The following is a 13089-nucleotide window of genomic DNA, read 5'->3' on the forward strand; positions in this document are numbered from 1 at the left end:
TTTGTTCATAATATATGTCTTACTTCTATAATATATTTTCTTTATAGAACAAATGTATGTATAGCCTCTTATCTTAATAAAGGTAACTCACTAGCTTCAGTTTATTAAAATATCTAACTGGATATATATTATAAAACTTTGCTAATTTTTTACGAATAGTATAGGTAGAATATTACTACTAAGAGAAAAAGGAGTTAAAAAAGTGAATAGAATGAACATACGAAAGAAAAAAATAAAAAAATCCATAAAAAGATTTTTTCTTCTTTTTTGCATCATGCTGTTATTAGGAGCCTGTACTTTATTTGGTACACCTTATGGTCATAAATTGCGTGTAACATTAGCCGAAATCATTTTAACCTCACAACATCAATACTTAGCACCTATCAGTTTATTATCAAAAAAGGAGCTAGATGATATTTCGTATAAAATTAACAATCCAAAATGGGAAAATAGTAGCGAGATAGAAGGCGCAAAGTTCACATCTAAGCAACTGCAACAACAAAAGGATAAACCTCTAGAGATTAAAATCGAAACAATCCATTCTACCAGCAATGCAGAATATAAATTTGAAGGTAAACTGCTCACAATAAGTAATCCATTTAATGTGAAATTAGTAAACCAACAAGGAACTCAAGGGCAGAAGTTAGGGGAAAAGCTTAGTGTGATGGCAAAACGTAACCATGCTTTAGTAGCAGTCAATGCAAGTGGATTTTCTGATGAAACAGGTAAAGGAGGAGGGGCTACAGGTACCGGAATCGTTATTGAAAATGGGAATGTTATTCATCGAGCTGATGAAAATGATTCGCCAACCTTGGTTGCAGGTTTAACATCCTATGGAGGACTATTAACGGGAAAATACACATCTAATCAACTGTTAGAAAAAAACGTAATATATGCTGCTGGTTTTATGCCACAACTCATAGTTAACAGAGAAAAGCTAATCAAAGATGATGATGGTTCATGGGGATCTGGCCCCCGTACTATTATGGCACAGAAAAAAGATGGATCGATTATGTTTTTAGTGATAGATGGAAGACAGTTGCACAGTATAGGTGCTACACTACGAGAATGTCAAGATATTTTGTATGAAAAAGGGGCTGTAAATGCATTAGCTATGGACGGCGGTGCTTCTACCATTCTGTATGCAATGGGTGATATTATAAATAAACCAGTTACATCTCATGAAGGCCGTTTTATTCCAAATGCTTGGGTAGTTACTGCAAAATCAGGTCAAGAGGTAAAGGTAACGATTGATGGAAAAGAAGAAGCACAAGATCAGATAAAAGAAATAATAACGAAGTAAAATGGAATATAGCCGAGATATACACGTGTAAAAATAGGTCATAGGCTTACTGTTATTTCTAATCCCATTCAGAACCTTTTTGTTACTTTGTCTAAAAGTACGGTATTTGTCAGCAAACGAGAGTGCACAATTAACACGGACACTGGAAAAGGTCTCTATGAATCGAGACCTGATTTTAAAAAATGTGATTGAAACGGGTTCTGGTGCAAAAAAGCGAAATGATTTGAAAATGCTCTTTCAAACTTGGCAATACTGGTGCTATTACTAAAAAAAGGTGTGTGATCAGTATGGAAAAAGAAAATATATTCAAATGGAAACAGTATCAGCCTGATATCATTGTATTAACCGTACGTTGGTACCTGCGGTACAACTTAAGTCTTCGTGATTTAGTGGAAATGATGGAGGAAAGAGGATTATTCTTAGTACATACAACAATTATGCGATGGGTGCATCAATATGGACCAGAATTAAATGAGCGTATTCGAAAACATTTGAAACCAACCAATGATTCTTGGCGTGTGGATGAAACATACATCAAAATCAAAGGAGAGAAAATGTACTTATATCGCGCGATTGATTCTGAAGGAAACACGATTGATTTTTATTTAAGTCGTAAAAGAGATGCGAAGGCTGCCAAACGTTTTCTAAAGAAAGCCTTGGCTTCTGTTCATGCCACAAAACCTCGTTCGATAACTGCTGATGGCGATAAAGCCTATCCTGTTGCAGTACGTGAACTAAAGGAAGAAAAGTGTATACCACACGGTATACCACTTCGTGTAAAAAAATACTTAAACAATATCATTGAGCAAGATCATCGGTTTATCAAAAAACGGATTCGGAATATGCTAGGATTGAAATCATTCCCTACAGCTATAAAAATGATTACTGGAATAGAAGCTATGCATATGATCAAAAAAGGACAAACTCTCCAAGGGGAGAAGTCTGTCCAAAAGCAGATATATCTTATCAATGAACTCTTTGGTTTAACAGCATAAAGTTCCATTCCGTTAGGAATCTTCTATTCTTTTTTCACATTCCACTATTGTTGCACCAGAACCAAGAGAACTAAACACTCCTACTTATTTATAAGGCAAATAAGTAGCTATTATTTCACAGTATGTACCAAAAAAAGACCCTAATAGGGTCTTTTTTTGGTACATACTTCTATTTTTTTGATTCTTTAAATGTATCTTTTAAATCTTTATCTGTTACTTTTATATCAGCTTTTTTTAATAAATCCTCAATAAATTTTTGCTGCCATTGTTGATCTTGTAAGTATTTGGTTTCTAATTCTTTACGAATCCTTTCTTTTTCTTCTGCAAAAGGTTTTAATTCTTTTTTATCTGTTACCTTAATAATATGATATCCATAAGAGGACTTTACCGGATCACTTACTTGTCCTACTTCTAATTTATAAGCCGCTTCTTCAAATTTAGAATCCATTTCACCTGGACCAAACTCAGGTAATTCGCCTCCTTTTTCTTTTGAACCAGGATCCTCTGAATATTGTTTGGCTAGTGTAGCAAAATCTTCCCCATTATTTAATTTTTCTTTTATTTCTTTTGCTGTATTTTCATCTTTAACTAAAATATGACTTACTTTCAATTTTGGTTTGTAGTTTTCTTTAAGATCTTTTTCTGTAATGGATGCTTTAATACCTTTTTCAAGAGCGATTTGGGGTTTCATTTGTTCTTTTAATGCATTTTCATCTTTAAGGCCAGATTGTGCCAATGCTGATTTAAAATTATCTCCCATCTGTTCTTTTAATTCTTTTACTTTTTTAGTTGCTTCTTCATCAGAAACTTTGTACTTATCCAGTAAAACCTTATTCAGCATCATTTGGTGTAATGCTGTTTTTCCATACGTTTTCTTTAATTCTTTTTCTAAATCGGTTTGTGTTACATTTCCTGCTTTTGATGTTGCAACATTTTCTGAGGAACCACATGCGGATAATAATAAAATACTACTCATTACCGCACCAATAAAAATACGTCGTTTATTCAAAAGATTATACCTCACTTTACAAATTGATTTATAATTCAGTATAGCAAAAAAATATAAACTTGCATATCTCATCTACACGATGTTAAATAGTTAAGGGCATATACATTGCTATCAAGGTATATGCGTACAATGATAAGTATAGGGGTGTGGAGTTTTGTTGCTCAAATTAATAGGTAGAACTTCAAAACTTTGTATGTGAAATAAATCACTTTTGTGAAAGTTCATTTTAGTTTACATCGTCACTCTCGTTTCTTGTTACAAGTTGAATGAGAATGGGCAGAACGTTACTGAGGAGTTCACTTTATTTTACATGTCGAACAGAAGGGAGAGTAAAAGATGAAGATCAAAAATATATACAAAGTGTTGGCGACCACCATGTTAGTAAGCCAACTCATGGGTCCCGCGATTTCATATGCAGCTACACAGGATCCTAGTGAACAAACCAAAGACCCAAAAGAAGTGAAACATGGTTTGTTAGCAAATTATTATACAGATGATGCGTTTCACAATTTGACTATGTTTACAGTTCAATCTACAGGGAAAACGCAACTCAATACAGAGACGCTACAGGAGGCCTTATCGAAAGATAAGCAACAGTTCCAATCTGTACGTTGGATGGGCTACATTCAACCGAGTGAAAGTGGCGAATATGAATTTTCTACATCAGATGATTCACATGCAACCATTCAAATCGATGGGAAGGTAATTGTACAAGATGCTCCCATGAAAGAAAAAATGACCCTAGAGAAAGGGAAAACATATGCCATTACGGTAGAATATCACACAGATAAAAATGGAGCAGAAAATGTAGCTTCACAATTTGAGATGTTGTGGTCTGTGAATGGAAAAGAAAAAGAAGTTGTGCCAGAAAATAATTTAGTCTTACCTAATTTTTCTAAGGATAAAGTTAAGCAATTTACAATATCGTCCAAAAACAATGTCATGGCAGATGATGATGGGGACGTTACAATCGATTCTGATGATGATAACATTCCAGATGATTGGGAAATAAATGGATATACGGTAAAAAACGGTCTCATTGTAAAATGGGATGACGCGCTGAAAGCACAAGGGTATACCAAATACAAATCGGATCCACTGAATAAACATACTACGGGAGACCCTTATACAGATACGGATAAAGTGTTAGATCATGTGGATGGTGGTATTTTATCAGAAGCAAAAAATCCGATTGTAGCTGCTTTTCCAAAAGTAGGGGTCAACATGGAAAAAATGATACTCACAAAGAATCAAAACGTGTCTCATGATCAAGGGGGGACGGAAACAAATGAATCGAGCCATACCGTTGGAATCTCCACTACAAATAGTACGTCGGAGTCAAATACAATAGGGGCCTCTGTATCTGCTGGCTATCCGTGGTCTGTTTCTGTATCAGCCAATTATTCTCATGATTATACGACGAGTGTATCTGTAGATCAGTCGAACTCTAATACAAGTGGGCATAGTGATGGAAAATCATGGAGTGAAACATTAGGAATTAATACAGCTGAAGCAGCCTTTTTAAATGGAAATGTGCGATATGTAAATGTTGGAACTGCGCCCATTTACAATGTAAAACCAACGCTTAATTTTGTTGTAGGAGAAGGCTCCTCTGCACCGACTATCGCAACCGTTATGGCAAAATCCAATACAGTAGCAAACGTGTTAAATCCTGGTACATTTTATCCGTCCACAACACAAGGTCCAATTGCTTGGAATACGATGGATGATTTTAATGCACAGCCCATTAAGTTGAGTTATAACCAGGTACAACAAATAGAACAGGGTGATCCTTTACAAATTCAAACGACGCAAACATCTGGAAACTACAAAACATACAATTCAGATGGAGATGCAATTGTGGATGATTCGCAAAAATGGGAAAATATTATGAACGATATTGAAAATAAAACAGCAGCTATTACCATAAATACGGTCAATGATACGAAAGAAAGGTACATTTCAGCTCGAAAGGCAGCAAACTATAATCAGCAAAGCCAACCAGAAGTCACGTTAGGAGAGGCGATAGAGACTGCATTTCCAGGAGCAAAAATTGATGGGGATAAGCTTATGTATCAAAACGTCAATCCAGATGTTATGAGGATTGGGATGGATCGTCAAACATATGATGAGATACATAATCAAATGAGCCAAACAGGTGATGAAAATATCTATCATGCCAAATTAAAGCAAGGTATGAATATTTTATTCTATCAACTACTGGGTGTTAAAAAAGATATAGATGGAAAAACTTATTATTTCAATAATGATGGGTCCAAAAAAACTGGCTGGTTTACAGATAACAGCGGGAAACAATATTACTTTGATGAAAAAAATGGTGGTGCGGCAGCGAATGGCTGGTTTTATGCTAAAGATCAAAATTCATCTCCATCAGTTCAATTAAAGCATAATTATTATTTTCTTGAAGATGGTACATTAGCTACAGGAAACCAATCCATTGATGGGATGAGTTGTCAATTTCAATTCGATGGTGTATTAAAAAATGTATATATAAATATACCATTGAATGAATTAAGAACTAAAAAACTTACACTCCTATCACCCGACGGAAGGTATAAACAGGTTCTAGTAGGTCTTAATGCCGATAAACGGCCAAGTATACCCCTGGGATCACACTACTATGATTCTCCAGGTGAAGTAGCACTAGCTGACTGGCTTCCTACTGGCCTGTCGGATGAGCTTTATATGGTAACAATTCTTTATACACCAGCATCTTTTTAAGAAGCCATAATGCGTTCATATTTTAAAAATATGGACATCTATGTAGGGAACAGGCAGTACTATGGGTTCTGGTGCAAAAAAATCGAGGAATTGCAAGTAATCTCTAAACCTTGGACATACTGATAGTATTGCTCTATAAAGGTGCATGATCAGTATGCAAAGGGATAATTTGTTTAAATGGACGCATTCACTGTATTAACTGTACGTTGGTACCTACGGTACAATCTAAGTTTTCGAGACTTAGTGGAAATGATGGAAGAAAGAGGATTATCCTTAGCGCATACCACGATTATGCGCTGGGTCCATCAATACGGATCGGAACTGGATAAACGGATTCGACGTCATCTTAAACAAACAAATGATTCATGTCGAGTGGATGAAACATATATAAAAGTAAGAGGGCAATGGATGTATTTATACTGCGCGGTTGATTCTGAGGGAAATACGATTGACTTTTATCTCAGTAAAACTAGAAATAAAAAGGCTGCAAAGCGATTCTTTAAGAAAGCTTTGCAGCTTTTTCATTTCTCAAAACCTCGTACAATTACAATTGATAAAAATCCTGCTTATCCAGTTGCCATCACTAAATTAAAGAAAGAGAAACAAATGCCATTAGGCACTCAAATTCGACAGATAAAATATCTAAATAACGTAGTGGAGCAAGACCATCGGTTCATAAAAAAACGTGTACGCTCTATGTTAGGATTTAAATCTTTTGGCACAGCTACATGTATTCTTGTAGGAGTAGAAGTCATGCATATGATAAAAAAGAACAGGTTGATTTACAGAATCAGTCTGTTCAAAATCAAAAAGAATTTATTCATCAATTATTTGGATTCACAGCGTAAAGGATGCTTCCAGTAGGACTCCTCATTATTTCTTGGGAACATATTCTTTCTTTACACCAGAACCCTAACTTTGACTTAGGTACATGTCCTAGATTCATAAACTGGGTACCTTCTGTACATATACCCTGTAACCACATGAAGAGATGATATTTTCCAAATAAAACACATCGATAGACCTATAAAATACATATAAAATACACAACTCTCAATTATATTCTATTCAAGGAAAAACACATCTTATAGGCCTATTGTAAGAACTTTTCTTTTCCAAACACAAGCGCAGATATGTCATATATAAAAAGAGGAGAAATTTTTATGGTACGATTTCAATCATATTTACTAAGTTCATCTACCTTAATTGGCTACTTTATCGGTATTTTAATGTATATTGCTTATGCTTATCCTCATCAGGCATGGGCCAACATAGGTTTAGTATGTATTACACTTTTCATTAGTTTTTTTCTCCCTTATTACTCTCGTATTAGTAATAAAATTGATGAATGGCTTTGCTTTAAAACCGCATTTGTAACCCCAGGAAGAATGGGTCGATTTTTTGCACAATGGCTATTCAATCTTTTTATTTTTTATGTATTTTTGTATAGCAATATTATTAATCAATTTGATACAAAATCATTGGGCGGAATATGGGGCATTTCTTTATTAACAACTATTGCTTCACAAGGTATTCAATACATAGCCATTACTTTAGCTAATCGTGAAATTGGAAATGTAAATAAAAATGTATCTCTTGGTTTAGCACTTAATATCCTTATTACCGCAGCCGCAGCAATTGGTATTGAATGGATGAGGCCCATTTTTTTATTGACAGGTTTGATATTTGGTAGTTGGGTATTTGGATCCGGTATACTTTCAGATTTCCGTTCATTGTTTCCTCGTAAAGGGGGCATTGGCATTTTTTTTGGAACATTTAATCCTTTTCATAATACTCACTTAGCCATCATACAACAGGCTATAAAAGAACGTAACTTAGAAAAAGTAATTATACACTCAACTGTGATTCCTAAATTACATGCAGATGCTTTGACCAAGGGCGAAATAGAAATTGCAGAAAGACAAGCTGGAATGCGCATCTATAAACGTACCCCCCAAGCGGATGTACACGTGAATTACTTTCCAACTGGAAACAGATTTTATGAATTTGAAACCCGAAAAAAAATGATGGAATTAGCGATCGAGGAAGCAGGATTGACAGACAAAATCGAAGTCCTTTCTTTTCCGGATATTTATCATAATAAAGGATTTTATGGCATTATCCACAAAATCAAAGAGAAATACTCGAAGAAACGTATACATGGTATTCATGGAAGTGATTTGGGAGGTATGTGGGTTAGAAGAATCTATGATGAATCTGGATGGATTTATCCATATTCAATTCGTAGAGTAGATGGCATCTCTGCAACCGCTATACGAAATGGCAGTAAAGGTATGGCACCAAAAACAATTGAAGAAATTCTATGCGCATTTCGAGAATCTGCTTCTACAGTACAAGTCGCATCACGAAATTTTCATATTTTAGAAGGTTTACTACAAGAATCTTTACCACAACCATGTGAAAATCTCGAAAAATCGGGACCTGTAGAAGTAACCAAGAATCTCGTTATTAAAGTAGTAGAAAATGAAGAGGAAAAGTTAAAAGCTAATTTAGTTCGTGCCATTGTCTATATGCATGAACAACACTGTCCTTTTGAAGAAGAATTCGATTTAAATGATTTTACTGCTACTCAAATTATTGGATTAATTGGAGAAGAACCAGTATTAACTGCTCGAATCCGCTATTTTCCAAACGTAATTAAAATTGAGCGCTTAGCTATTCGAGATGCATATAGAGGTAGAGGCTATGGCCATCAGCTACTTCGCTACCTAATTTCGTTTGGACTTAAAAAAGGTTATAAACATTTCTATCTGCATGCTCAATCTCAATTAAAAAAGTTTTATGAAAGCTACGGTTTTCGCGTTGTAGGAAACTCATTCGGATTTTCTGATTATGAATATATTGAAATGGAAGCAGATTCATCAACCTTGAAAATGCACTCCAACACGGTGCATTTGGATGTAACATCTTGTATAGGTGAATCTCCGATGTATTTAAATCGACCAGAGGGTCGATTAGATGAAAAAGGACCACTTGAAAAATCCTTATTTCGATTCAATTAAAGTAACCGAACAATTAATACTTCATTTTCAAAATTGAAAATGAGGAATAATTATCAATGTTAATGGTTTATTACTTAAATAAGCCATTAACATTCTATCTACATACTTCTTATCCTTTAAAATAATTTTACCTGTGTGTTAATTTCATCTTAAATTATATGATTATGTAAGGAGAGTATTAATATGGAAAAGAAAAAAGTTTTACTATTAATCGATATTCAGCAAGAATACGTGTCAGAAGGACGCCCCTTTTTTATTTCAACAATTAGTCCATCTTTAAAAAATGCAAAAAAAGTATTAGAAACAGCTCGAGCGGAGTCTTGGGAGATTCTACATGTCCAACACCTTCAAGATGGAGCGATATTCCATCCAGATTCTCAATATAGTAATTTTATTCCCGGATTTGAACCTAAAAATAATGAATTTATTTTTACTAAAGAAAATTTTTCTTGTTTTTCCGACCTTATGTTTGCAAATCATATGGAGTCACTAATAGATTATGAAATCTTTGTAATAGGATATGGTTCAACTATGTGTTGTATGGCTACTATTATAGATGGCTACCATCGTGGGTTTCGTTTTACATTTGTCCAAGATGCTTCTCATTCGAAAAGATCTGCTCAATTTAGTGAAGTTGTTCGGCATATACATGCTGTTGATCAATTACGTACTTTTGCCAATATAACAAATACAGCTGATATAAGTGTTACCATTGGAAAATTTGAAAACGAAAAATAAAAGTTCAACCAATTCATTTTCAAAAAAAACATAGGCTGCATTCACAGTTATATAGTACATATTCCTTTTCGAATTGTGTACTATATTTTGCGGTGAGCCCTTTCACTTTATGAATTCTGCTCCTGCATCCAGTGCACCCGCTAAAGCTTTATCCTACCATGAAGGCGAATCATAGAATCAAAGGTTCTGGTGCAAAGAAAGGATATATTCCCAAGAAATAATGAGGAGTCCTACTGGCAGCATTCTTTACGCTGTGAATCCAAATAATTGATGAATAAATTCTTTTTGATTTTGAACAGACTAATAAATATAGAGAAAGTGGCTAAAGTTATGTTGTTCAACTGAAATGACATAACAATTCTATTTAAAAAAATTGTATATTTAGATACAAACTACCAATTCTTTGTACGCTAAAAATACGTACCATTTTCGTGCAAAGAAAAATAATAATCAGAATAAATTATTTTATTCACAAATTCCATTATGAACCATATATATGGTATAGGGGGTTCCTGTTCCTCCTGTTGCACCTGTAAAAAGTAGTGACTACTATTTATACGTATATAAATGTAGCACTACTTTTATTATTTTAGCCAAGAAGATTCTCCCCTCAAGGAAAGTGACGTGAGTAGGTGGGAGAGATTTGACTATAGTACTCTGCCCAACTTCCTGCCAAGAAGACAGTGTGTGTTTGGCTAAAAGAAGTAGATCGCATTGCGATGAAGTCGTCTGTTTGCAACTTTGTGTGTATACACTTTTTCAAAAATAACAAACTAGTGCCTCGTGTTTCAAATCTAAGCAGAACAACGTACAATCTTTTATCGCAAAACAAACAGACGAAAACATTGCCGTTGTAGAAAACAAGATAAATTTATCATTTTAGCCAAGAAGACTCCTTCCTCAAGGAACGCGAAGTTAGTAGGTGGGAGATGAATTGGCTTCGGACAAGGGATGGCAGGAAGCCATCTTAATTGTTCGACATACATAAACTGTTACTTCACTATCTATCGAACGCATGTTTGTTTTATAATAGAAACATACCGAAATGGAGGTGAAATGAATGATGATTAATAAAGCATATAAATTTCGTATCTATCCAAATAAAGCACAAGCAACCCTAATCAATAAAACGATTGGCTGTTCTCGTTTTGTATTCAATCATTTCCTATCTCTATGGGATAATGCATACAAAGAAACAGGGAAAGGTTTGACATATGGTACATGCTCTGCCAAACTCCCTGCCATGAAGAAAGAGTTTGTTTGGCTAAAAGAAGTGGATAGTATCGCGATTCAGTCGTCTGTTCGCAACCTTGCGGATGCTTATACACGCCTTTTCAAAAAACAAAACAATGCCCCGCGTTTCAAATCTAAGAAGAACAACGTACAATCTTATACCACAAAACAAACAAATGAAAACATTGCCATTGTAGGAAACAAAATAAAATTGCCAAAACTAGGTCTTGTTCGATTTGCCAAAAGTCGTGAAGTAACAGGACGTATTTTAAATGCTACAGTTAGACGGAACCTTTCTGGCAGATACTTTGTGTCATTGTTAGTTGAAACAGAAGTGCAAGAACTTCCGAAAACAAACTCTTACATTGGAATGGATGTGGGACTAAAAGATTTCGCCATTTTGTCAGATGGAACAACCTATGAAAATCCGAAGTTTTTTCGATCATTAGAAGAGAAGTTGGCAAAAGCACAGCGTGTTCTTTCTAGAAGAATGAAAGGATCTTCTCGCTGGAATAAACAACGAGTAAAAGTAGCTAGAATTCATGAATACATGACGAATGCTAGAAAAGATTACTTGGACAAAATCTCGACTGAAATCATCAAAAACCACGATGTTATCGGTATAGAGGATTTGCAAGTATCAAATATGTTAAAGAATCATAAGTTAGCAAAAGCAATTAGTGAGGTATCATGGTCTCAGTTTCGAACTATGTTGGAATACAAAGCAAAATGGTACGGCAAACAAGTCATTGTTGTATCGAAAACATTTGCTTCAAGCCAATTATGTTCTTGTTGTGGATATCAAAACAAAGACGTTAAAAATCTAAACCTACGTAAATGGGACTGCCCTTCTTGCCTTACAAACCATGATAGGGATATTAACGCAAGTATCAATCTAAAGAATGAAGCGATAAGGCTTCTAACCGCAAGGACTGTGGAGATAGCCTAATAAATTAGAGTTCGATAGAACTCTTTACTTAGGAATCCCCCTCTTCTAAACGAAGTGAAAGTGGGGGTAGTTCAATGAACCACAGTCAATCTCGACTGGGCTGAAGAAAATGCCAAAAATTAATAAATGAGCAGTTAAAACTGATTAACATCGCCGTGGGTTCGAATCCTTACAATGTGGCAATTAACCCGCCAAGTTTATAAGGTTTTCCATCCCCTGTCGATTTTTGACAGGGGATGGTACATACTTTTGTGACCAACTGAGGTGGCGAAACAAGAGGGGAAATATACAGAGAGTGAAAAGACGTATTTTGTGGAACACGTGATTTGTATGTATATGGAAATCTGATGGTTTGAAAGATTCATAAAAATATAAAGATATATTAATATAAGTTATATCGGTATATGCTTGCGTTATCGGTACGAAAAAGAAACAGTGTCCGGCAAATAGACAATCCTATGTAGAAGCGAAATGCGTGATGCGAGTTGTTGTTTGATATCCCAACATAAGAAAGGACTATTAACTCGCACCATGAGTACGACAGGCTTTCTCATAGGAACGTTTGGTGTGTAAAAATTGCATCAAAACCCAACTTGTCCATTACATTGTTTACAATGCCATTGAAATACGTAAATGGGCTTTTTTCATGTGTATACCTGATTTACTTTCATCTCAAATTCTTTTATGGCTTGTAAGCCGATGACTAGTTTATAGTTCTTATCAAAAGCGGTAGTTCGTGCTGTATGTTTTACGTTACATTTATTATCTATTATAAAAATAGATGAAAAATTTTTCCTTAAAAGTATAAAAGAGATGGTTCAAGTCTTTCGTTTTTGCAACATTTTTGACGAACTAGAGCAATAATCCTATGGCTAGGATAAAAGGTAGATGGAAAAATTCTATTTTTTCTATGATATCTCAAAAATCAAGAATACTTTTTGTTTTGAGATACAAGCGATTTTTTTCTACATATAAATATCGATGTTAAAAAAATGAATTCCGCAAAATAAAACGGTATGTAAATAAAAAGTATCATATATAATTTCAAAAAAATTTTTCGAATTTCATCTCAATAAGATAAGACATATAGTCTTTTG

The 13089-nt window shown here is 34.6% G+C and carries 7 protein-coding genes and 2 pseudogenes; 8 read left to right on the forward strand and 1 reads right to left on the reverse strand.

The genetic code is table 11. The annotated features are described in order from the left end of the window. Positions 1 to 211 precede the first annotated feature (211 nt). Both MHH55_RS31500 and MHH55_RS31505 read left to right on the forward strand, forming a co-directional pair. Positions 212 to 1303, forward strand: coding sequence for a phosphodiester glycosidase family protein (locus MHH55_RS31500; protein WP_078187584.1), 1092 nt, complete (start codon positions 212 to 214; stop codon positions 1301 to 1303). Between the two features lie 287 nt (positions 1304 to 1590). After that, a complete protein-coding gene (locus MHH55_RS31505; RefSeq protein ID WP_100910607.1) occupies positions 1591 to 2298 on the forward strand; it encodes an IS6 family transposase in 708 nt (235 codons plus the stop codon). A gap of 169 nt (positions 2299 to 2467) precedes the next feature. On the opposite strand, the gene MHH55_RS31510 is transcribed toward MHH55_RS31505, so the two are convergent. Then, positions 2468 to 3307, reverse strand: a complete 840-nt coding sequence (locus MHH55_RS31510; RefSeq protein ID WP_078187712.1) for a peptidylprolyl isomerase — start codon at positions 3305 to 3307, stop codon at positions 2468 to 2470. A 336-nt stretch (positions 3308 to 3643) separates the two neighbouring features. Between MHH55_RS31510 and MHH55_RS31515 the strand changes: the two genes are divergently transcribed. The 6 genes and pseudogenes from MHH55_RS31515 (at position 3644) to tnpB (ending at position 11992) form a co-directional block, all read left to right on the forward strand. Beyond that, positions 3644 to 6049 (forward strand): binary toxin-like calcium binding domain-containing protein, encoded by a 2406-nt coding sequence (locus MHH55_RS31515; protein ID WP_078187714.1) that lies wholly within the window; start codon positions 3644 to 3646, stop codon positions 6047 to 6049. Between the two features lie 154 nt (positions 6050 to 6203). Next, positions 6204 to 6897: pseudogene (locus MHH55_RS31520) on the forward strand (IS6 family transposase). Positions 6898 to 7212: 315 nt separating this feature from the next. Further along, positions 7213 to 9072, forward strand: a complete 1860-nt coding sequence (locus tag MHH55_RS31525) for a GNAT family N-acetyltransferase (RefSeq protein ID WP_217700452.1) — start codon at positions 7213 to 7215, stop codon at positions 9070 to 9072. Between the two features lie 183 nt (positions 9073 to 9255). Then, positions 9256 to 9810, forward strand: a complete 555-nt coding sequence (locus MHH55_RS31530) for an isochorismatase family cysteine hydrolase (RefSeq protein WP_078187716.1) — start codon at positions 9256 to 9258, stop codon at positions 9808 to 9810. A gap of 656 nt (positions 9811 to 10466) precedes the next feature. Continuing rightward, positions 10467 to 10684: pseudogene (locus MHH55_RS31535) on the forward strand (IS200/IS605 family element RNA-guided endonuclease TnpB); the annotation flags it as partial. A gap of 186 nt (positions 10685 to 10870) precedes the next feature. Then, the gene (gene tnpB / locus MHH55_RS31540) at positions 10871 to 11992 is read left to right on the forward strand and encodes an IS200/IS605 family element RNA-guided endonuclease TnpB (protein ID WP_340882104.1); all 1122 of its coding nucleotides are present in this window, start codon (positions 10871 to 10873) and stop codon (positions 11990 to 11992) included. The last annotated feature ends 1097 nt before the right edge of the window (positions 11993 to 13089 follow it).

Source organism: Bacillus sp. FSL K6-2944 (genome assembly GCF_038005385.1).
Taxonomy (GTDB): Bacteria; Bacillota; Bacilli; order Bacillales; family Bacillaceae_G; genus Bacillus_A; species Bacillus_A cereus.

Coding starts and splice junctions, on each gene's coding strand:
- MHH55_RS31525 (WP_217700452.1), top strand. CDS start 7,213: ATGGTACGATTTCAATCATATTTACTAAGTTCATCTACCTTAATTGGC.
- tnpB (WP_340882104.1), top strand. CDS start 10,871: ATGATGATTAATAAAGCATATAAATTTCGTATCTATCCAAATAAAGCA.
- MHH55_RS31530 (WP_078187716.1), top strand. CDS start 9,256: ATGGAAAAGAAAAAAGTTTTACTATTAATCGATATTCAGCAAGAATAC.
- MHH55_RS31500 (WP_078187584.1), top strand. CDS start 212: ATGAACATACGAAAGAAAAAAATAAAAAAATCCATAAAAAGATTTTTT.
- MHH55_RS31515 (WP_078187714.1), top strand. CDS start 3,644: ATGAAGATCAAAAATATATACAAAGTGTTGGCGACCACCATGTTAGTA.
- MHH55_RS31505 (WP_100910607.1), top strand. CDS start 1,591: ATGGAAAAAGAAAATATATTCAAATGGAAACAGTATCAGCCTGATATC.